Genomic DNA, 19,732 nt, shown 5'->3' with positions numbered 1-19,732 from the left:
CAGGCGTCAGGCGAGTGCAAGCATGCGCAAGAGTTCGTAGTGTATGCGGGTCCATGCCGGTTGCCTTGCCGGTAACGCGCTCCAGCACAGCGCTAACACGGTCATGTAGTCATTCGCCCTGGAGCGTATCGAACAACCGATTGCTGCGATGATCGTCGTCCGGCACAGCCACACCCACGCGGGCTGCCGCGCGACGATAGTTGTCCAGCCGATGGATGTCGCGCAGCCGCGCGATGTCGTCGTCGTGGATGTCATGCCAGCCCCAGCGCTGAAACTGGGTCAGGAACCACTCGCCATCCGACAGCCACGGCATGTTCACCGCACCATTGCGATGAAAGGCCAGCGCCGTCGCAGCGTTCGCATGAATCTCGACATCGGCGTCCAGACACGCAGCCAGATGCGCGGCAGACACACCGATATGCTGCGGCTCGGCCAACCATTGCGCACACTGCGCACGATTGCCCGGCGCCGTATCCAGCCAGCGACAGGCTTCCAGCACGCAGGCGGTCAGGCGCTCGGTCAACTCCGGTTGCAGCGCGGCGAACTCGCGCCGGCAGGCCAGCACTTTTTCCGGATGGCCCGCCCACAACTCCCCACTGCGGATCACGCGGCGACCGCTGCCCTGCGCCTCGGCCACTGCGGCCCATGGCTCGCCGGAACAATAGCCATCGACCAGCCCGCTAGCCAAGGCCTCGGGCATCTGCGGCGGCGGAATGCTGAGCACATCCACATCCCGCATCGGGTCAACCCCGCACGCGGCCAGCCAGTAATACAGCCACAACGCATGCGTACCGGTGGGAAAGGTCTGCGCAAACACCGCACGGCGGCCCAGACCGGTCAGCACCTGCGGCAACGCGTGACCATCAGCCAAGGCCTGCGCGAGCGCAGGTGCCAGCGTGATCGCCTGGCCGTTGTGGTTGAGCGTCATCAACAACGCCATCGGGCATTGCGGCCCGGCAATGCCGAGATCGATCGCATACACCAGGCTGGCCAAGGCATGCGCCGCATCGACCTCGCCGGCGAGCAGACGGTCGCGCACGCCGGCCCATGACGCCTGACGCTGCAGCTCCAACTGCAAGCCATGCGCACGGTCCAGGCCCAGCCGTTGCGCCGCGATCAGCGGTGCGCAATCGATCAGCGGCATGTAGGCCACGTGCAATACGGGGAGGTTGGCTTGGCTCATGTGTTCATCCCAACAACTCGGCCATGGCCACGATGCGTCGCGCCACTTCGGCCAGTTTGACGCCCTGCTTCATCGCTTGCTGGCGCAGCGCCGCGTAGGCGTCGGCCTCGCTCAGCCCACGTTTTTCCATCAGCAGGCCCTTGGCGCGATCGATCTGCTTGCGGTCCTGCAGCGCTTGCTGCACATCGTCCAGACGTTTGCGCATGCTGCTTTCCTGCGCGAATCGGGCAAGCGCCACTTGCACGATCGGCGCCAGCCGCGCCGGTGCCAGGCCATCAACCACATACGCAGTGACACCGGCGCCAACGGCCGCATGGATCAACGCATCGTCGCCATCGCCGGAAAACATCACCACCGGGCGCGGCGCATGCGCGTGCAGCATCGACAGTTGCTCCAAGGTATCGCGCGAAGGCGAGTCCACATCGATCACCACCACATCCGGCTGCTGGCTCTGCACCGCATGCAGCAACGCACCGACCGAGGCCACATCGTCGAGCACCGTATAACCGGCGCGCGTCAATGCCTGGCGCAGTTCGCCAATCGGCTTTTCGGTATCGTTGACCAGCAAAACACGCATTGGCGGCGGCGAGGCGTGGACGTGGCTGGATGGTGCCATGCAACATGCTGTCGGTGCGAGTCATCTTTTCGGAGTCCGTCTGATGCCGTTGTTCCCGTTGTTCGCAAACCTGCAAGCGCGCCCCGTGTTGGTGATCGGCGGTGGCGAGGTTGCCACGCGTAAGGTGCTCGCCCTGCTCAAGGCCGGCGCGCAGATCCGTCTGTATGCGCATGCGCTCTCGCCGGAACTCGATGTGTTGATGCAAGCCGGTCGCTTCGAGCAGTTGGGCGGCGAATTCGATCCAGCCTGGATCGACGATGTGTGGCTGGTGGTCGCCGCCACCGACGACGCGGACTTGAATCAACGTGTCGCCACTGCCGCCGGCGCGCGTCAGCGCTTGGTCAATGTGGTGGACGATGCAGAGCTGTCGACCTACCAGGTGCCGGCGATCGTGGACCGCGACCCGCTGGTCATCGCCATCTCCTCCGCAGGCGCTGCCCCGATGCTGGCACGGCGTCTGCGCGAACGGCTGGAGCGCGAGCTGGATGCCTCGGTCGGCCGCTTCGCTGGACTATTTGCGCGTCACCGCGAGCGCATCCGCAGCCAGTTCCCCGATATGAATCGGCGCAGGCGCTGGTTCGATCGCGTCATCGATGGCGACGTGCCGCTGCTGCTGCAGGCCGGCAACGATGACGCCGCCGAAACCGCGTTCACCGCGGCACTGGACGATGCCGGCGCGGTGCCGGCGCGTGGCAGCGTGCAACTGGTCGGCACCGGCCCGGGCGATCCCGGCCTGCTCACCTTGAAAGCGCTACGCGCGATGAATCTGGCCGACGTGCTGCTGATCGGCGACGACATCCCCGATGCGGTGCTGGAACTGGCGCGTCGCGATGCCTCACGCCGCGCCTTGCCGCGCGATGCCGATGCACAACGGCATCTGTTGCTGGAACTGGCGACAGAAGGACTGCACGTGGTCGCGTTGCGCAGCGGCGCCGGCTACAGCGATGCCGATGCTGCTGCGATTGAAGCAGCGCTGCATGCGCGGGGCCTGGCGTGTGATCGCGTGCCCGGCATTGCCATGCACATGCACGCCAACGCATAAGCGGCACGCAGCTGCGGCCGCAGCTGGATCACGCTTTCGGAAACCGCTTGCGCGCACTGTCGCGCACGTCGATATCGAAGGTCACGCGTAACGCCGTGTGTTCGGCATGGCCAGCCCCGGCATCGAAGCTGAAACTCAGCCCGTCGCGGCTGGGCAACTGCCGTGCATGCTCCTCCAGCGCATCGCGCGGCACCGACAACTGCCAATGATCGGTGGCGCAGTTGCAGGCCGCGTGACCGCCGGTCAGGCTCACGCTGTGGCGCACCAATCGCGCGCCCTGCCCGCTCGGCAAGCGGCTTTCGTTATCGACCGTGCGCCCGGCAAGCAACTCGGCCAATTCGGCTTCGTCGATGCGAAAGCGCAGCTGCTGACCTTCAATCTGGATTTTCATGACTGAGCTGACTCCACTGCTCGGGCGTATTGCAATTGACGAACGCGCCGCGTTCGCTGGCGGTGACAGCCACGCGATGGCATTGCAGTGAACGCTGCAAGGCGCGCAGCGAGCGTGACGATGCAGCGCCGGCCATCAATGCCGATAGCGCCTCACGCACAACGTCATCCACGCACAGACGCATCGGCAACATCTCGTCTTCGAAAGCGGCGCAGCGTTGCGGTGGTGGCGCCAGCAGTCGCTCCAGCAATGGTTTGGACAGCAGCGGCATGTCGACCGGTACCACCACAAGTGTCGTTGCATCGGCCACATGATCGATCACGCTGGCCAGACCGCCCAGCGGCCCCAGATCCGGCTGCGCATCGGCAATCCCGGCATAGCCCGGACGATCGCCGCTAATCACTACATCCAGCGCGCCGGCATCGCGCAGCAATGCCTGCATATGCGCAACCAATGGACGCCCGCGCCACGGCAGCAGGGCCTTGTCCTGGCCCATGCGCGAGGAACGGCCGCCGGCCAGCACCACACCGATCCACGGGTTTGTGGCGGTCATGCCGTCTGCTCGCAGGCACTGCGTCGCGCTGCGTGCCGGCACACGCTCATGGCGCAATCGCCGGTGCAGCCGGCTGCAGATGCCCCAGGCCGAACACCTGCGCCGTCGTACTGGGCGCGGCGCCATCGTCCTGCGGCTCCAGCACCGCCCACACATTGGCCTGCAACAACGGCGCCACTCGAAACGACTCTTGCTGCGGCAAGATCTGCACGCACAGCACACCGGCATCGCTGCAGTTCAAACGCGCGCGCAGGTGCTGCCGCCAGATCGGTCGTGCATGCATCGGTGTGTGCAGCGCAACACGCAAACCGCGCTCTATGGGCATGCCCAGCAAACCACGCAAAGCCGGCTCGACAAAAAAACGCAGCCCGGCGGCGCTGGCCATCGGGTTGCCCGGCAAACCGAAATACAGCGCGCCGTCCGCAAAGCGCGCCAACAACACCGGCTTGCCTGGCCGCACCGCCACCTTATGAAATAGCAACGCCGCCCCATGTCGCGCCAACGCATCCGGCACGAAATCGTAGCGACCACGCGACACCGCACCGGTGCTCAGAATCACGTCGGCTCCCGCATGTCGCGCTTGCGCGAGCGCCGCATCGAAGGCGGCAGCGTCATCGCCCACCTGCCCTCGCCACACCAGTTCGGCACCGGCTGCATGCAACTGACTGAGCAGATAGCTGCTGGTGCCATCGCGGATCTGGCCGGGCTGCAGCGGCTGCGCAGGATCGCCGACCAATTCGCGGCCGGTCGCGATCAAGGCCACACGCGGGCGCCGCACCATCTGCACCCGCGCGCAGCCCAGCCCGGCCAGCAGCATCAGATGCGCACCGCGCAGCACCGTACCGGCCTCGATCACGCGATCGTGCAAGGCCACATCTTCACCGCGTCGGCGAATGTGCTGGCCCACGCGCACATCGGCGAGCAGCCGGATGCGGCTGGGGCGTGCGCCGTCATGCGCCAGCAGCTCCACCTGTTCGATCGGCACCACGGCATCCGCACCTGCAGGCAAGCCGGCACCGGTCATGATTTCCCAGGCGGCGCCTGCCGTAATCCCACCCGCATCTTCGCCTGCGGCAACGGTGCCACCGACCGTGTGCTCACTTGCGGTCATTGCGCCACGGCCATCGGTGACCAGCGCAAATCCATCCATCGCACTGTTGTCGAAAGCCGGCAGCTCGGCCGGGCTCGACAATGCCTGCGCAAGCACGCGGCCTTGCGCATCCGCACTGTCCACCCACTCGCTGGCAAGCGTGGCGACCTGCTGATGGATCAGTGCAAGGGCTTCGGCGTAGCTGATCATGAGCAAGGCGACTGCCGACCGATGGATGACCTGGCTAGGATACCGGCCTCCAGCGCGGCTGGTACAGGCATGCCGCGACAGCGTTGCGACGGCGAATGCACCAGTGACCGATCACGCGATCACCCCAGCGCTCGACGCTGCTCGAACGCATCGTCAACACGCTGCGCCGCACACTTGCAGGCAGTTTTTTATCTTTGCACACCATGCAATTCGTCGACCTTGTTGGCTGGCTCGCCAGCGCCGTTCTGATCGCCACCTTGATCCGCCAGATTTACAAGCAATGGCAGTCGCCTGCGGCACAGGGTGTCTCGCGCTGGTTGTTTGTCGGTCAGATCAGCGCCTCGGTGTTGTTTATCGTTTACAGCTATCTGGTCGGGAATGCGGTGTTTATCGTCAGCAATGCACTGATCCTGCTGACCGCCATCACCGGCTATGTGCTGCAACGGATCAAGCATCGCCAGCTGCGTGGCATCAGCTGACGCGCTTGGCTGCCTTGCGCGGCTTGGTAGTGCGGGGTGGCGTTTTTTTTGCTGCGGCCTTCTTGGCGGCGGCCTTCGATGCGCTTTTCTTTTCCGTTGCGCGCACAGGCGTTTTTTTTACAGCTGCACGCTTGCGCGGCTTCGACGCAGCCTCGGTATCCACCACTGTCTCTGCAACTGCATCCGGCACACGCACGCTGATCCAGGTCGGCGCATGGTCGCTGGCCTTCTCCAGGGCGCGCACCCACTTGTCCACGCCGGCATCCTGCAAGCCGGGCGCCAGCGTGCGATTGAGCAGTAGATGATCGATACGCAAACCGCGGTCACGCGCAAAGTGCTGGCGAAAATAATCCCAGAACGTGTAGATGGGTGTATCGCCATGCACGGCCAGCAAGCTGTCGGTCCAGCCTTGCTGCAACAGCGCTGCATATGCCTGGCGACTTTCGGGCTGCAGCAACGCATCCTTGCGCCAACCCTTGGGGTCGTAGATATCCGCATCGGTCGGCACCACGTTGAAATCGCCGATCAAGGCCACCGGATGCGGCAATTCGACCAAGGTCTTGGCATGGCGGATCAAGCGCTGAAACCAGGCGAGCTTGTAATCGAACTTCGGTCCCGGCTGCGGATTGCCGTTGGGCAGATACAGACACGCCACCACCACGCCGTGAATCGCAGCTTCCAGATAGCGGCTTTGCCTATCGCCTGGGTCCCACGGCAGGCCGCGACGAATCTCCACCGGGTCTGCGCCCCGTGCAAGCAGGGCCACACCATTCCACGACTTCTCGCCCTGCCAGATCACCCCATAGCCGGCGTCACGGATCGCCTGTTCCGGAAACGCCTCCTGCGTGGCTTTGAGCTCCTGCAAGCCGACGATATCCGGTTGCTCGCGCTGCAGCCATTCCAGCAGATGTGGCAGCCGGCTATGGATGCCATTGACGTTGAAGGTGGCGATCTTGCGTGTGGTGGCTGACATGGGGATGCGAGCGGCCCTTTGCGTAAGGTAACGACAATGGCTGCAGCCGCATGAAGCCGATGCTCAAGCGAGGTGAAGCCTTTGCGTACCCGCCCATGTGAAGGCCATGCCGCACAGTTAGCTCAGCAGTGAATGCCGAAGCAGCAAGCACTGCCAAACCAGTTTTATCGGCCTTGCAACGCGAAACGCTTACTCAAGCTCCGGGGTCCGCAGGCCCGAGCTGATGGGCCGCAAGCATCTCGTCGATCCGCTTGACGATCTGTGCGGCTTGTTCTGTCGAATCGGCCTTCGCTGTGATCGTCTCCGCACGTGCATGGAAGACATCCCAGAAATCATCCGGGTGCTGGCGTCGGATATCGGGCAATTCGTCGGCGAGGTGTTTCAGTTGCGCATCGATCTCAGGTGTCATGACTGTCTCCTTTTGCCTCCACGCTACCGCGACCTCGGTGAGCCTGATGCCAACGCCGTCAGCCAGCACATCGCCGTATCGGTGTTTGCGCGACAATAGCGGCATGAGCAGCCACGACATCACTCCCGCCGACGCCCGCGCTCGTGCCATGCAGGGCGCCTTGTTGATCGATATCCGGCAACTGCACGAACGCGCCAGCGGCCAGGCCGAAGGCGCACTGGCCATCGTGCAGAGCGATCTGGAAACTGCACCCGCACGGCATCTGCCCGAGCACACACGCGAGATCGTAGTGATCTGCCAAAGCGGCAAGCGCTCTGCGCAGACGGCCGAGGTGCTGCGTGCGCACGGCTATACAGCGGTGTCTTCGGTACTCGGCGGAACCACCGCGTGGACGAACGACGGCCTGCCGCTGGTGCGGCCCACGCTGCCGGCGGACGAACAGGATTTTCTAGAGCGCTATTCGCGCCATCTACGCCTGCCGCAGGTCGGTCTGGAAGGCCAGCAGCGGCTGGCGCGCGCGCGCGTCTTGCTGGTCGGCGCGGGCGGGCTTGGCTCGCCGGCTGCGTTTTACCTTGCCGCTGCCGGTGTTGGCCATCTGCGCATCGCCGACGACGATATGGTGGATCGCAGCAATCTGCAGCGCCAGATTCTGCACACCGAAGACAGCGTGGGCATCGCGAAAGTCGCCTCGGCTGCGCAGCGCATCGCCGCACTCAACCCACGCGTGCAGGTCGACGCGCTGCAGACACGCGTCACCGCCAGCAATGTCGAAGCATTGCTGCAGGACGTGGATGTGGTGATCGACGGTGCGGACAATTTTCCTGCGCGTTATCTGCTCAACGATGCCTGCGTCAAACTCGGCAAACCGTTGGTCTACGGCGCAGTGCAGCAGTTCGAAGGGCAATTGAGTGTGTTCGATGCCGGCCGCAACCGCGGTCATGCGCCCTGCTATCGCTGCCTGTTTCCCGAACCACCACCGCCGGAGTTTGCGCCCAGCTGCGCCGACGCCGGCGTTCTCGGCGTGCTGCCTGGCGTCATCGGATTGCTGCAAGCCAGCGAAGCGATCAAGTTGCTGCTGGGCATCGGCGACAGCCTGACCGGGCGCCTGCTCAGCTTCGATGCCTTGGCCATGCGCTTTCGCGAAATCCGTCTGCCACCCGATCCGCATTGCCCGGTCTGCGCGCCTGGCACCGCGTTCCCCGGCTATGCCGACTACGCCGCGTTCTGCGGCAGCGCAGTCGGCTGAAAGCGGCACTTAAATCGACTGCGTAGCGTCAGCCAGGCCTGAGCGGGCGTCATGGCACACCAGCCCGGCCGCAGCGCTTCGACCTGCCACCTACACGCTTGCCGCACGCGCGCGTGAGAGCTACCGCCACGTGTTGTTCGCCACTGCTCCAGTGAGCGATCAAAGCGCGTAAGGAATCACCCGCACGATCTCGCCTGCCTCGAAGCGTCGTGCCGGCTCCGGCAACACGATCAGTGCATTGCTATCGGCCGCACCACGCAACAGATGCGACGCATCGCCGCGATGCGGCAGCGCGGTCAACCGCCCGTCCTCGCCGCACTCCAGCCGTCCGCGCAAAAACTCCAGGCGTTCGTGGCGCTTTTCCCACGGGCCTGCCAGCGCTGCATGCCACACCGGACGCGGTTCGCTGCGTCCCTGCAAGCCATCCAGCAGCGGCACACCGTAGGCGATCAGCGTCGCCAGCACCGACACCGGATTGCCCGGCAAACCCAGCACCAGACAGCGGCCGATCTGCCCCAGCACCGCCGGCATGCCCGGGCGCATGCGCACGCGCCAGAAGTGGATGCGGCCCAGTTCGCCAATCAGCTGCGGCAGATAGTCTTTTTCCCCGGCCGAGACGCCGCCGCAGGTGATCACCACATCGAATGCAGCGGCTGCATCTTCCAGCATGGTGCGGATCCGCTGCGGATCGTCCGGCAAGGTCGGCCATGCCGTCGGCGCGTAACCCAGGGCCCGTAGCTGCGCCATCAACATGTCGCGATTGCTGTTGTAGATCTGCCCCGGCCCCAGCGGCATGCCAGGCTCCACCAACTCATCGCCGGTGGCCAGCACCGCGATAGTCGGCCTTGGTGCCACTGCAAGCCGCGACAGCCCGAGCGCCGCCGCCAACCCGATGCGGGCAGGCGTCAACACCTGCCCGCTCTGGATCACCAGATCGCCCGCGCGCACGTCGCTGCCGGCCAGACGCACCGCCGCGCCCAACGCAGGCATCGTGCGGAAACGCACAACACCATCGCGCTCGTCTGCATCTTCCTTCGGGATCACGGTGTCGGCGCCATCGGGCAGCGGCGCGCCGGTGGTGATGCGCAGACATTGGCCTGCGCTGAGCGTGCCGCTCCAACGCTCGCCAGCGAATTGTTCGCCGACCAGTTGCAACGACGCATCGCCGTCAGCGACATCGGCATGCCGCAACGCAAAGCCGTCCATCGCGCTGTTGGCGAATGGCGGTAGTGCCAGCGGTGCAATCAGATCGGCAGCGGAAATCCGCCCATCGGCACGCGCGGTGGCGATGTTCTCATCGGGCGGACGGTTGTTGGCCGCAACGGCCTGCAGAATCTGCAGCGCCTGCGCATACGGAATGCGGGAGGGATAGTCGGTCATGGCGCGCAGGATACCAGTGCGCCATGCCGGCTCAGAGCGGCGACCAGCACGATCACCTGTCCGTCAGAGAGCATGGCCGGCACTCCGGCCAGCACGAACCGCGCGAACACGGCAGCTTCCAGGCGAATTACTCGACCCAAGCTTGAGCTAGCACGCCATGCATGCCAGCTCGTCGAAGATGGCTCGCCACGCCCAGCGCGGCAGCCTGCCTACTTGCCCTTGACGTGCTTCATCAAACGCCGCTTGCGCGCCACCTGCCGCTCGGTGAGCGTGTTCTTCTTGCCCTCGTACGGATTGGCACCTTCGCGGAAGATGAAACGCACCGGCGTGCCGACCAGCTTGAAACGCTTACGGAAGAAGTTTTCCAGATAGCGCTTGTACGATTCCGGCAACACTTTCAGGCGCGTGCCATGCACGATGAAGGTCGGCGGATTTGCGCCACCCGGATGCACGTAACGCAGCTTGGAGACGTGACCACGGATGCTCGGCGGCGGATTGGTCTCGTAGGCGATTTCCAGCGCCTGGTTGACTTCGCTGGTACTGAATTCATGCGTCGCCGAGGCATGCGCGCGGTGGATCGCCTGAAACAGTTCGCGCATGCCCGAGCCATGCAGCGCGGAGATCCGCACCGCCTCGGCCCAGCTGACAAAGCCCAACTTGCGCGACAGCAGGTCTTCGGCCTGCGCACGCTGATAGTCGCTCTGCCCGTCCCACTTGTTGATCGCCACGACCAACGCGCGGCCAGCGTCCAGGATCGCGCCAAGAATGGTCGCGTCCTGATCGGTGACGCCTTCGCCGGCATCGAGCATCAGCACCGCGACCTGGCATTGTTCGATCGCCTGCAGCGTCTTGAACGCGCTGAATTTCTCCACCGCCTCCTCGACCTTGCCACGGCGACGCAGGCCGGCCGTATCGATCAAGCGGTATTGACGCCCGTCGCGGTCCATGTCCACGGCGATCGAATCGCGCGTGGTGCCCGGCACTTCCGAGGCGATCATGCGTTCTTCGCCGAGCAGGCGATTGACCAGCGTCGACTTGCCCACATTCGGGCGGCCGACAAAGGCGATGCGCACACGCGCCGGGTCGGTATCCAGCAGCTCGCCGGCACCTTCGGCAGGCAAGCGCGCACCGACTTCTTCGAGCAACTCGTCGATGCCCTGCCGATGCGCGGCAGACAACGCCACCACATCGGAGAACCCATAGCGCGCGAACTCCGAGCGCACGGTTTCTTCGTCGGTGCCGTCGATCTTGTTGATGACCAGCACGGTCGGGCGCGCCAGCTTGCGCAGCCAGGCCAGGATCTCGTCGTCGAGCGAGGAGGCGCCTTCGCGGCCATCGACCACGAACAGCACCAGATCGGCTTCGCCGGCAGCGGCACGTGCCTGACGCGCGGTGGCGCCGGCAAGACCTTCCTCGTCACCGGCGATACCGCCGGTATCGACGACGATGAAGGGGCGCTCTTCGTCGAGACGGCAGACCCCGTAGTTACGGTCGCGGGTGACGCCGGGCTGGTCGTGGACCAGCGCGTCACGGGTGCGCGTCAGCGCATTGAAAATGGTGGACTTGCCGACATTGGGCCGTCCAACCAGGGCGACCAGGGGCAGCATCGCAAAGTCCTTATTGTGCCAACCGGAAGGCGGTGATATCGCCATCGGTGTTTTGTACCAACAGAATGCCATCCACGACGATCGGCTGCGCCAGCAGCGTGTCGCGTCCAGCGCGAGCGCGCGCGGCCAGTGCACCATCGCTGAGTTTCAGCCAGTGCAGATAACCCTTGTAATCGCCAACCACGGCGTAATCGCCCTGGATGGCCACACCGGTCAGGGAGCGACGTGCAAGCGCAGCCTGCGACCACATCGCTGCACCGCTGCTCTTGTCCAGACCCCACACCGAACCGGCGTTATCCGACACCACCACCACGCTGGACGACACGCCAACGCCACCGGCACCGCCGTGATCGCGCGTCCACAGCGGACGGCCACTCGGGCCTTCCAGTGCGAGGGTTTCGTTCTTGAAGCTGGTTGCGTACAGCGTGGTGCCGTCGAGTACCGGTGCGCCATCCACGTCGGACATGCGCTCCAGCTCGGTACGGCCTTCCGGCACGCCGATGGCCTGTTCCCACAACGGGCGGCCGTCCTGCAACGCCAGCGCACTCAAGGTGCCGCTGTCATTGCCGACGAACACCACACCCGGGCCGGTGACGATCGGCGCATTGCCGCGCACCGACAGGGTCGGGCCTTCCTCGGCATGGAACCAGCGGCGCTCGCCGGTCGTCGCGTCGAAGGCGCTGACGCGACCGTCGTTGCTACGCACCAGCACCAAACCCTGCGCAATGGCCGGTGCAGCGATGACCTCGTTCGGTACTTTGGCACGCCACTTTTCCGTGCCATCGGCCTGGTTCAACGCAATCACATCGCCAGACAGCGTACCGATCACCACCAGACCTTCGCCAACGCCGGGGCCACCGGACAGGCGTTGCTTGAACTTGCGATCGTTGCGCTCTTCTTTCTTGGGCTTGTATTCCCACACGCGCTTGCCGGTCTGCAGGTCCAATGCCTCCACGCCACCGGTGATCGCCGAGGCGTACACCTTGCCATCGGCCACGGCCGGGCGCTGACGCACACCGATATGGCCCTCGCCCTTGCCGACGCCGGTGGACCACAGCTTGTCCACTTTGACCGAGGGCTCGAACTTGACCAGTTCGGCAGGTTCCTGCGCCTTCTTGGCAGCAGCATCCTTCCCGGCAAACCAGCCCTTGACCGTGCTGCAACCCGCCAACGACACGCCCATCAGGGCGATCAATGCAATGCGCTTGTACATATCAACCTGCTTCATCAAATCGGCTCCGCCGGATTGGGCACTTTGCCGCCCACATCCATTAGCTTGGTTTCCAGCAAACGGCGCTGCGGCGAGGCCACATCCACCGTGGTCAGGGCCTTGGCGTAGAGCGCACGCGCTTCATCCGGCTTGCCCTGCACAACCAGCGCATCGGCGCGGATCTCCAGACTGGTGTGGTCCTGTGCATCGGCCAGCAGCTTGATCGCTTCGTCCGGCTTGCCGCTTTCGGTCAGCACGCGCGCAAGGCGCTGCTGCACGATCTGCTTGAGCTCGCCTTCGGCGGGCACGTCGCGCAATGTCTTGATCGCTTCGGCGTGCTTGCCGGCATCCACCTGTGCCTTGGCCAGACGCAGCGCAGCCAGCTCGGCGTAAATACCGCCCTTGCCGTCGTCGAGCGCTACGATCTCTTTGGCGGCCTTGTCCAGGTCTTTGCCCTGGATCGACTTCACCACCGCCTCGTAACGGGTGTTGGCTTCCACCGATTGGGTGTTGGTGTGCTTCTGCCACCACTGCCAGCCCAGGATCAGGGCCAGGCCAACCACCACGCCGCCCACCAGACCCGCGCCATTCTTTCTCAACCAGGAACGAACGCGTTCGCCTTGTTCGTGTTCGTCCAGCAGATCGTCGATCGCCATGCGTACTCTCGCTCCGTCGTCCCGGAGGCGCGGAACATCAATAGGGAAAAATGAAAAACCGCAGTCCGCTTCACTCGGAAGCAGGTACCACGGAGCCGTCGGAGGATACCGCAAAACGGGCCACGTTAGCGCGCTGGAACGGTTTCAGATCGACGATACTGCCGCCTTGCTGAACCTCTACCGCCGACGCATTGCCCAGCACGATGCGACCCACTTGCCCGGGCGAATAGCTGCGACGTTCGCCGGCACGCACCAGCGCTTTTTCGACCGCGCTGCCATCCGGTGACAGGATCTGCACCCAGCTGTCGCCGCTGAAACTCAACGACAAACTGCCGCCACTGGCGGCCGCAGCTGTAGGCGTCTCCACGTCGGGCGTGGCCCGCGGCACCGGCGTCATCGACGCGATGTACGGCGCGGGTTGCTCGCGTGGCGCATTGGCCGGCTGCGTTGCACCCGCGGCGGATGTGCCGGTGTTTGCCGCTTCCGGCATGCTGTCCAGCGACACCGTACTCGGCGCGTTGCCATCAAGATGCGAGCGGGTCGCATACCAGACCGGTACGGCAAACACACCGGTGATGACGACATACATCGCCTTGCGCGCGGTGCTTTCGAGAATGCGGCGCGCACGCGGGGTATGCGTATGGCTGACCAGGGTGACCGGTTCGACCGGCGCAATGGTTGCCTGCAGCAACAGCGGCTCCAGGTCCACATGCAGCAGACGCGCATAACTGCGCAGCTGGCCGCGCACGAAGACCGGCGCGCCCAGACGCTGCCACTCTTCCTGCTCCAACGAACGCACCACGTGTGCCGGCATGCGCAGCTTGCCGGCGACATCTTCCACGCTCAGACCTGCTGCTTCGCGCGCTTCGCGCAAATGCTGTCCGCAGCCCTTTTCCTGCTCGAAAGGGTTCGGATGGGAATCATTGATCACAATGCATTGGCCCCGGGGTTGGCGGTCGCTGCGTCAGGGAATTCCTTGACCAACCGCTGGTGGTAACGGCCGGCGGCTACCTTGTCGCCGAGCCCTTGCTCAATCTGAATGGCGAGTTGTAACACGGAAGCAGTGACCGGTGCAGCCGCAAGACGTCTTTCGATAAACGCACGGGCTTCGAAATAGGTCTTTCGCCCGGCCTCGTAGCGCGCCATTGATTCGAGCGCATATGCGCTGACCGGATCCAGTTCTAACGCTTTACGGAGATCGCGTACAGCGCGCTCCGATTGCCCAGACTGCAGCGCGCATCCACCCGCATTAGCCAAAGCCGGTGCCGGTGGGTAGTTAGAATCCTGCAGCGCACGATCAAACCAGGCCAGAGACTCCAGTGCCTGGCCGTTCGCACACAGCCAAGCACCATAATTGTTCAACACATCGCCACGTTGGGGCGCGAGTTCAGCGGTACGGCGATACGTCTCACCTGCTGCCGGATTACCCTGCCCCTGCTGAATCACACCCAGAAACATCAACGCATCAACCGAATTGGGCGTTTTTTTTAGAACCTCACGCACCAACTGTTCGGCGGCGGCATAGTTACCACTTTGCAGGCGATTGTTCGCAAGACCAAGTCTTTGCTCCAATGCAATCCGATCACGCGTTGCTGCGCTGTCACGGAAATCGTAACTCGGCGCTACCTGTTCCACACTCCCGGCCTTGGCATTACGACCACCGCAGCCGACTGCGCCAAGCGCGATCGCCACAGCCGCCATTAACGCGAGATCACGCTGCCGCATCGCGATCGGCCTGGCCTTCCAGTGTGCGCAGGAAATCTGCCTGGCGACGGGTACGGTCCATGACCTGCCCCTTGAGCTGTCCGCACGCGGCGTCGATATCGTCGCCACGCGTGCGGCGAACCATCGTCAGCACCTGCGCGTCGAGCAGGATCTTCTGGAAAGCCCGGATCTCCGTCTCGCCAGAACGCTCGTAGCGCGTGCCCGGGAACGGATTGAACGGAATCAGGTTGACCTTGCCCGCATCCTTTGACTGCACCGCATTGTCGAACTGACGCATCAAGCGGGCCAGCTGACGCGCATGCTCCGGCTGATCGTTGATGCCCTTCATCAAGGTGTATTCGAAGGTGACCGAATCGCGCTTCTTGTTGCCGCGCAGATAGCGCGCGCACGACTCCATCAGCTCGGCGATCGGGTACTTCTTGTTCAGTGGCACCAGGCTCTCGCGCAGCGCGTCGTTGGCGGCATGCAGCGAAACGGCCAGCGACACATCGCTTTCGGTCGAGAGCCGGTCGATCATTGGCACCAGGCCGGAGGTCGACAGCGTCACCCGCTTGCTGGCAAGGCCGTAGCCCAGATCGTCGCGCATCACGCTCATCGCGCGCACGACGTTGTCGAAATTCATCAGCGGCTCGCCCATGCCCATCATCACCACATTGGTGAGACGACGCTGCTGGTGCGGCACGTTGCCCAGATGGCGCGCCGCTACCCACACCTGCCCAACGATCTCGGCGGTGGTGAGGTTGCGGTTGAAGCCCTGGGTCGCGGTCGAACAGAAGGTGCAGTTCAAGCCGCAGCCGACCTGGGAGGACACGCACAGCGTGCCACGGCCCTTGTCGGGGATATACACCGTCTCGATCGCATTCTTGCCATCGGTGCCCATGGCCAGCAGCCACTTGTGGGTGCCGTCGGTGGAAGGCTTGTCGAACACGACGGTCGGGACGAGGACCTCGGCGTGCTGGTGCAATTTCGCACGCAGCGCCTTGCCGAGGTCCGTCATCTGGTCGAAGTCGGTGACGTAGCGATGGTGAATCCACTTCATCACCTGATGGGCACGGTAACGCGCTTCGCCGAGCGTGTCGGCGAAGAAGCGCTCCAGTCCCTCGCGGTCGAGGTCGAGCAGGTTCTGCTTGCGCAGTTCCGGGGTACGGACAGGGACGTCCTGCAGCACGGAGGGGATCACGACCTCATTCACGATTCGACTCTCTCGGCCTCAGCGCGAGACCACTTCAGTAGCGGCAAAGAAATACGCGACTTCGTTGGCAGCGTTCTCGACCGAATCCGAGCCGTGGGCGGCGTTGGCATCGATCGAATCGGCGAAGTCGGCGCGGATGGTGCCCGGCGCAGCGTCCTTGGGATTGGTCGCGCCCAGCAGGTCACGGTGTGCAGCAACGGCGTTCTCGCCTTCCAGCGCCTGGATCACCACCGGGCCGGAGATCATGAACTCGACCAGCGCATTGAAGAACGGACGCTCGCGGTGCACGGCGTAGAAGCCTTCGGCTTCGCGACGCGACAGCTGCTTGTACTTGGCGGCCACGATCTTCAGGCCGGCCTTTTCGAAACGGCTGTAGATTTCGCCGATGACGTTCTTGGCGACGGCATCGGGCTTGATGATGGACAGGGTGCGCTCCAGCGCCATGGGAAGATCTCCGTTGGGCGGGCCACTTGAAGACCCGAGGTTATCATGAAAAAAACCCGCGTCAAAACGCGGGCTTAGGCTTCTTTGCGATGGTCAATTCTATCTCTTAGTGAAGACCTTTGCACACCGCCTCCTGAATCGTGCTGCATTGCCGCATGACCGGCGCAGTCTCCAGCCCGTAGACTCAAACAATCGTTTGATTGAGTTCCACCCCTGCGCATGCCCAAGCCCGCTCACTTCTCCACCAAGGACCGCATTCTCGGCGCGGCCGAGGAGCTGTTCGCACAGCATGGCTTCGCCGGCACCTCGCTGCGCCAGCTGACCACCCAAGCCGACGTCAATATCGCCGCGGTCAACTACCACTTCGGCTCCAAGGAAAACCTGGTCAACGAGGTATTCCGCCGCCGCATGGACGAGATGACCACCGCGCGTCTGCAGCAGCTGGAAGCTGCCAAGCGTGCGCATCCGGGCGAACTCACCGCGGTGCTGGCGGCCTTCGTCGAGCCTGCCCTGGCGATGGCGCAGGACCGCCAGAGTGGCGGCGCGTTCGTGCGCGTGATCGCACGTGCCTACGCCGAAAAGAACGACAACCTGCGCAAGTTCCTGTCCGATCACTACGGCCATGTGCTGCGCGAATTCGGCAAGGCCATCGCCGCCTGCGTGCCGGGCCTGAGCAAGGAAGAGCTGTACTGGCGGCTGGATTTTCTGGCCGGTGCGCTGACCTATGCGATGGCCGACTTCGGGCTGATCAAGCGCCCGGCCGGCGTCAGCGAGGCCGACCACCGTGCGCGCGCCGCGCGCGAACTGATTCGTTTCGCGGAACCCGGTTTCCGCGCTCATTCCACACCGTAAACGTTCCACCAAGAGGCTAATTGCTATGTCCAATCCGTTGCTAGTCCGTCGCGCCGCCGTGCTCGGTGCCGGCGTCATGGGCGCGCAGATCGCCGCGCACCTCACCAACGCCGGTGTCGACACCGTGCTGTTCGACCTGCCTGCCAAGGAGGGTCCGGCCGACGGCATCGTGCTCAAGGCCATCGCCAACCTCGGCAAGCTCAGCCCTGCCCCGCTGGCCAGCAAATCCCTGGCCGAGGCGATCACGCCGGCCAACTACGAGAGTGGTCTCGAACAGCTGCGCGATTGCGATCTGATCATCGAGGCGATCGCCGAGCGCATGGACTGGAAGCAGGACCTGTACAAGAAGATCGCGCCGTTCGTGGCCGAGCATGCGGTGCTGGCGTCCAACACCTCCGGTCTGGGCATCAACAAGCTCTCCGACGTGCTGCCCGAGCAATTGCGCCACCGCTTCTGCGGCGTGCACTTCTTCAACCCGCCGCGTTACATGCATCTGGCCGAGCTGATTCCGGCCAAGGGCACTGACAAGGCGGTGCTGGAAGGGCTGGAAAGCTTCCTGGTCACCACGCTTGGCAAGGGCGTGGTGTATGCCAAGGACACGCCGAACTTCATCGGCAACCGCATCGGCGTGTTCTCGATCCTGGCCACCATCCATCACACGCAGGAATTCGGCCTGGGTTTCGATGAAGTGGACGGCCTGACTGGCCCGCTGGTCGGCCGCCCGAAGTCGGCGACCTACCGCACCTCGGACGTGGTCGGCCTGGACACCATGGCGCACGTGATCAAAACCATGGGCGACACCCTGCCCGAGGATCCGTGGCACCCGTATTTCAAGTCGCCGAAGTGGCTCGACGCGCTGATCGCCAAGGGCGCGCTCGGCCAGAAGGTCGGCGCCGGCATCTTCCGCAAGGTCGGCAAGGACATCGTGGTGCTGGACCTGCAGAAGCAGGATTACCGCGCCGCTGATCGCACTGCCGCACCGGAAGTGATCGAGATCCTCAAGATCAAGAACCCGGCCGAAAAGTTCGCCAGGTTGCGCGAAAGCCAGCACCCGCAGGCACAGTTCCTGTGGGCCAGCTTCCGCGATCTGTTCCACTACAGCGCCTTCCATCTGGCCGACATCGCCGAAACCGCGCGCGACGTGGATCTGGCGATCCGCTGGGGCTACGGCTGGTCGCTTGGCCCGTTCGAAACCTGGCAGGCCGCCGGCTGGAAGCAGGTGGCGCAGTGGATTGCCGAAGACATCTCGAACGGCAAAAGCATGAGCAGCGCACCGTTGCCGAACTGGGTGTTCGACGGCCGCGATGGCGTGCATGCGGCCGAAGGCTCGTACAGCCCGGCGCGCGATGCCAAGCTGCCGCGCTCGGCACTGCCGGTGTACAAGCGTCAGCGCTTCCCGGATCCGCTGCTGGGCGAGCAGTTCTCCCCGGGCGAGATGGTGTTTGAAAACGACGGCGTGCGCATGTGGCATGACGGCGACGATATCGCCGTGGTCAGCTTCAAGACCAAGATGAATACCGTCTCCGATCACGTGCTCAACGGGTTGCAGGAAGTGGTGGGCCGCGCCGAGAAAGACTTCGCCGGGCTGGTGATCTGGCAGCAGAAGGAACCCTTCTCCGCCGGTGCCGATCTGGCCGGTGCATTGGGTCTGCTGCAGGCCGGCAAGGTCGATGCGTTCGAAGCGCTGGTCGCCAATTTCCAGGCCACCAGCCAGCGCATCAAGTACGCGCAGGTCCCGGTGATTTCGGCCGTGCGCGGCCTGGCGCTGGGCGGCGGTTGCGAGTTCCAGATGCATAGCGCCAAGACCGTGGCCTCGCTGGAAAGCTACATCGGCCTGGTCGAGGCCGGCGTCGGCCTGCTGCCGGCCGGTGGTGGCTTGAAGGAAATCGCCGTGCGCGCATCGATTGCCGCCGGCCCGGGTGGCGATGTGTTCGCCGAGCTGAAGAAGACCTTCGAAACCATCGCGATGGCCAAAGTCTCCAACTCTGCGGTCAATGCCCAGGAACTGGGCCTGCTGCGCGCCACCGACAAGATCGTGTTCAACAGCTTCGAAGCGCTGCACATCGCCAAGGCCGAAGCGCGCGCACTGGCCGAAGGCGGCTACCGGGCGCCGCTGCCGGCACGCCGCATCCAGGTCGCCGGCGACGTCGGCATCGCCACCTTCAAGATGCTGCTGGTCAACATGCTGGAAGGCCGCTTCATCAGCGAATACGACTACGAAATCGCCACCCGCATCGCCACGGTCATGTGCGGCGGCGAAGTGGATCGCGGCGCGCTGGTCGACGAAGAATGGCTGCTCAAGCTGGAGCGCAAGCACTTCGTCGAACTGGCCCAGCAGGAAAAGACCCAGGCGCGGATTGGGCACATGCTCAAGACGGGCAAGCCGCTGAGGAACTGAGATTCGGGATTCGGGATTGGGGATTCGTAACTGCGGCTCCCCTGCCCTCTGACATTCTCGCTTCCACCAAATTCAT

Annotated in this window: 20 protein-coding genes; 5 read left to right on the top strand and 15 right to left on the bottom strand. The window is 64.2% G+C overall.

All coding sequences use genetic code 11. The features are described from left to right. Positions 1–109: 109 nt before the first annotated feature. Both AC1KVG_RS00915 and AC1KVG_RS00910 read right to left on the bottom strand, forming a co-directional pair. Entirely contained in the window at positions 110–1,183 is a 1,074-nt protein-coding gene (locus AC1KVG_RS00915) for a CmpA/NrtA family ABC transporter substrate-binding protein (protein ID WP_481093195.1), read from the bottom strand. A gap of 4 nt (positions 1,184–1,187) precedes the next feature. Further along, on the bottom strand, positions 1,188–1,760 hold the full coding sequence (locus AC1KVG_RS00910; RefSeq protein ID WP_023904001.1) for an ANTAR domain-containing response regulator: 573 nt from the start codon (positions 1,758–1,760) through the stop codon (positions 1,188–1,190). Between the two features lie 82 nt (positions 1,761–1,842). Here AC1KVG_RS00910 and AC1KVG_RS00905 point away from each other — a divergent pair, with 82 nt between their 5' ends. Continuing rightward, positions 1,843–2,841: an NAD(P)-dependent oxidoreductase gene (locus AC1KVG_RS00905; RefSeq protein WP_043889215.1), complete on the top strand. Its 999-nt coding sequence runs from the start codon at positions 1,843–1,845 to the stop codon at positions 2,839–2,841. A 28-nt stretch (positions 2,842–2,869) separates the two neighbouring features. On the opposite strand, the gene AC1KVG_RS00900 is transcribed toward AC1KVG_RS00905, so the two are convergent. Genes AC1KVG_RS00900 through AC1KVG_RS00890 form a run of 3 tightly spaced genes read right to left on the bottom strand, consistent with a single transcriptional unit; the run spans position 2,870 to position 5,085 of the window. After that, positions 2,870–3,232, bottom strand: coding sequence for a hypothetical protein (locus AC1KVG_RS00900; RefSeq protein WP_006448716.1), 363 nt, complete (start codon positions 3,230–3,232; stop codon positions 2,870–2,872). Then, positions 3,216–3,785 (bottom strand): molybdenum cofactor guanylyltransferase, encoded by a 570-nt coding sequence (locus AC1KVG_RS00895; RefSeq protein ID WP_481093194.1) that lies wholly within the window; start codon positions 3,783–3,785, stop codon positions 3,216–3,218. Before AC1KVG_RS00895 ends, AC1KVG_RS00900 begins: the two co-directional genes overlap by 17 nt. A gap of 46 nt (positions 3,786–3,831) precedes the next feature. Next, positions 3,832–5,085 (bottom strand): molybdopterin molybdotransferase MoeA, encoded by a 1,254-nt coding sequence (locus AC1KVG_RS00890; protein ID WP_481093193.1) that lies wholly within the window; start codon positions 5,083–5,085, stop codon positions 3,832–3,834. 203 nt (positions 5,086–5,288) lie between these two features. Between AC1KVG_RS00890 and AC1KVG_RS00885 the strand changes: the two genes are divergently transcribed. Beyond that, positions 5,289–5,564: a hypothetical protein gene (locus AC1KVG_RS00885; protein WP_006448719.1), complete on the top strand. Its 276-nt coding sequence runs from the start codon at positions 5,289–5,291 to the stop codon at positions 5,562–5,564. Here the strand turns inward: AC1KVG_RS00885 and xth are convergent. Then, positions 5,557–6,537: an exodeoxyribonuclease III gene (gene xth, locus AC1KVG_RS00880; protein WP_481093192.1), complete on the bottom strand. Its 981-nt coding sequence runs from the start codon at positions 6,535–6,537 to the stop codon at positions 5,557–5,559. The genes AC1KVG_RS00885 and xth overlap by 8 nt on opposite strands. A 193-nt stretch (positions 6,538–6,730) precedes the next feature. Continuing rightward, positions 6,731–6,946, bottom strand: coding sequence for a hypothetical protein (locus AC1KVG_RS00875; protein WP_043889779.1), 216 nt, complete (start codon positions 6,944–6,946; stop codon positions 6,731–6,733). A 103-nt stretch (positions 6,947–7,049) separates the two neighbouring features. On the opposite strand from AC1KVG_RS00875, the gene moeB reads away from it, so the two are divergent. Beyond that, the gene (gene moeB / locus AC1KVG_RS00870; RefSeq protein ID WP_481093191.1) at positions 7,050–8,192 is read left to right on the top strand and encodes a molybdopterin-synthase adenylyltransferase MoeB; all 1,143 of its coding nucleotides are present in this window, start codon (positions 7,050–7,052) and stop codon (positions 8,190–8,192) included. A 159-nt stretch (positions 8,193–8,351) separates the two neighbouring features. Here the strand turns inward: moeB and AC1KVG_RS00865 are convergent, their stop codons facing one another. From AC1KVG_RS00865 to ndk, 8 genes are all read right to left on the bottom strand, one after another. Next, a complete protein-coding gene (locus tag AC1KVG_RS00865) occupies positions 8,352–9,572 on the bottom strand; it encodes a molybdopterin molybdotransferase MoeA (RefSeq protein ID WP_481093190.1) in 1,221 nt (406 codons plus the stop codon). Positions 9,573–9,781: 209 nt separating this feature from the next. Continuing rightward, positions 9,782–11,179, bottom strand: a complete 1,398-nt coding sequence (der, locus tag AC1KVG_RS00860) for a ribosome biogenesis GTPase Der (protein WP_006448726.1) — start codon at positions 11,177–11,179, stop codon at positions 9,782–9,784. Positions 11,180–11,189: 10 nt separating this feature from the next. After that, entirely contained in the window at positions 11,190–12,407 is a 1,218-nt protein-coding gene (gene bamB, locus AC1KVG_RS00855; protein ID WP_074057500.1) for an outer membrane protein assembly factor BamB, read from the bottom strand. Then, positions 12,407–13,045 (bottom strand): YfgM family protein, encoded by a 639-nt coding sequence (locus AC1KVG_RS00850; RefSeq protein ID WP_023903989.1) that lies wholly within the window; start codon positions 13,043–13,045, stop codon positions 12,407–12,409. The genes bamB and AC1KVG_RS00850 overlap by 1 nt, the downstream gene beginning before the upstream one ends. Positions 13,046–13,115: 70 nt before the next feature. Then, positions 13,116–13,976, bottom strand: a complete 861-nt coding sequence (locus tag AC1KVG_RS00845) for a RodZ domain-containing protein (protein ID WP_481093189.1) — start codon at positions 13,974–13,976, stop codon at positions 13,116–13,118. After that, positions 13,973–14,746: a tetratricopeptide repeat protein gene (locus AC1KVG_RS00840; RefSeq protein ID WP_043889214.1), complete on the bottom strand. Its 774-nt coding sequence runs from the start codon at positions 14,744–14,746 to the stop codon at positions 13,973–13,975. The genes AC1KVG_RS00845 and AC1KVG_RS00840 overlap by 4 nt, the downstream gene beginning before the upstream one ends. Before the next feature lie 10 nt (positions 14,747–14,756). Then, positions 14,757–15,962: a dual-specificity RNA methyltransferase RlmN gene (gene rlmN, locus AC1KVG_RS00835; protein WP_023903986.1), complete on the bottom strand. Its 1,206-nt coding sequence runs from the start codon at positions 15,960–15,962 to the stop codon at positions 14,757–14,759. A gap of 18 nt (positions 15,963–15,980) precedes the next feature. Then, positions 15,981–16,406 carry a nucleoside-diphosphate kinase gene (gene ndk / locus AC1KVG_RS00830; protein ID WP_006448732.1) on the bottom strand — a complete coding sequence of 142 codons (426 nt, stop codon included), beginning with the start codon at positions 16,404–16,406 and terminating at the stop codon, positions 15,981–15,983. A gap of 219 nt (positions 16,407–16,625) precedes the next feature. Here ndk and AC1KVG_RS00825 point away from each other — a divergent pair, with 219 nt between their 5' ends. Further along, positions 16,626–17,258 (top strand): TetR/AcrR family transcriptional regulator, encoded by a 633-nt coding sequence (locus AC1KVG_RS00825; protein ID WP_006448733.1) that lies wholly within the window; start codon positions 16,626–16,628, stop codon positions 17,256–17,258. A gap of 25 nt (positions 17,259–17,283) precedes the next feature. Continuing rightward, entirely contained in the window at positions 17,284–19,656 is a 2,373-nt protein-coding gene (locus tag AC1KVG_RS00820) for a 3-hydroxyacyl-CoA dehydrogenase/enoyl-CoA hydratase family protein (protein ID WP_481093188.1), read from the top strand. Positions 19,657–19,732 lie beyond the last annotated feature (76 nt).

This window comes from Xanthomonas sp. NCPPB 3959, from assembly GCF_056675575.1.
The sequence above is the reverse complement of the archived record's forward strand: the minus strand, read 5'-3'. Positions and strand labels throughout refer to the sequence as shown.

Excerpts from the sequence above, each read along its gene's own strand:
- AC1KVG_RS00915 (WP_481093195.1), bottom strand. The coding sequence starts at position 1,183 with ATGAGCCAAGCCAACCTCCCCGTATTGCACGTGGCCTACATGCCGCTG.
- AC1KVG_RS00910 (WP_023904001.1), bottom strand. The coding sequence starts at position 1,760 with ATGCGTGTTTTGCTGGTCAACGATACCGAAAAGCCGATTGGCGAACTG.
- AC1KVG_RS00905 (WP_043889215.1), top strand. The coding sequence starts at position 1,843 with ATGCCGTTGTTCCCGTTGTTCGCAAACCTGCAAGCGCGCCCCGTGTTG.
- AC1KVG_RS00900 (WP_006448716.1), bottom strand. The coding sequence starts at position 3,232 with ATGAAAATCCAGATTGAAGGTCAGCAGCTGCGCTTTCGCATCGACGAA.
- AC1KVG_RS00895 (WP_481093194.1), bottom strand. The coding sequence starts at position 3,785 with ATGACCGCCACAAACCCGTGGATCGGTGTGGTGCTGGCCGGCGGCCGT.
- AC1KVG_RS00890 (WP_481093193.1), bottom strand. The coding sequence starts at position 5,085 with ATGATCAGCTACGCCGAAGCCCTTGCACTGATCCATCAGCAGGTCGCC.
- AC1KVG_RS00885 (WP_006448719.1), top strand. The coding sequence starts at position 5,289 with ATGCAATTCGTCGACCTTGTTGGCTGGCTCGCCAGCGCCGTTCTGATC.
- xth (WP_481093192.1), bottom strand. The coding sequence starts at position 6,537 with ATGTCAGCCACCACACGCAAGATCGCCACCTTCAACGTCAATGGCATC.
- AC1KVG_RS00875 (WP_043889779.1), bottom strand. The coding sequence starts at position 6,946 with ATGACACCTGAGATCGATGCGCAACTGAAACACCTCGCCGACGAATTG.
- moeB (WP_481093191.1), top strand. The coding sequence starts at position 7,050 with ATGAGCAGCCACGACATCACTCCCGCCGACGCCCGCGCTCGTGCCATG.
- AC1KVG_RS00865 (WP_481093190.1), bottom strand. The coding sequence starts at position 9,572 with ATGACCGACTATCCCTCCCGCATTCCGTATGCGCAGGCGCTGCAGATT.
- der (WP_006448726.1), bottom strand. The coding sequence starts at position 11,179 with ATGCTGCCCCTGGTCGCCCTGGTTGGACGGCCCAATGTCGGCAAGTCC.
- bamB (WP_074057500.1), bottom strand. The coding sequence starts at position 12,407 with ATGAAGCAGGTTGATATGTACAAGCGCATTGCATTGATCGCCCTGATG.
- AC1KVG_RS00850 (WP_023903989.1), bottom strand. The coding sequence starts at position 13,045 with ATGGCGATCGACGATCTGCTGGACGAACACGAACAAGGCGAACGCGTT.
- AC1KVG_RS00840 (WP_043889214.1), bottom strand. The coding sequence starts at position 14,746 with ATGGCGGCTGTGGCGATCGCGCTTGGCGCAGTCGGCTGCGGTGGTCGT.
- ndk (WP_006448732.1), bottom strand. The coding sequence starts at position 16,406 with ATGGCGCTGGAGCGCACCCTGTCCATCATCAAGCCCGATGCCGTCGCC.
- AC1KVG_RS00825 (WP_006448733.1), top strand. The coding sequence starts at position 16,626 with ATGCCCAAGCCCGCTCACTTCTCCACCAAGGACCGCATTCTCGGCGCG.
- AC1KVG_RS00820 (WP_481093188.1), top strand. The coding sequence starts at position 17,284 with ATGTCCAATCCGTTGCTAGTCCGTCGCGCCGCCGTGCTCGGTGCCGGC.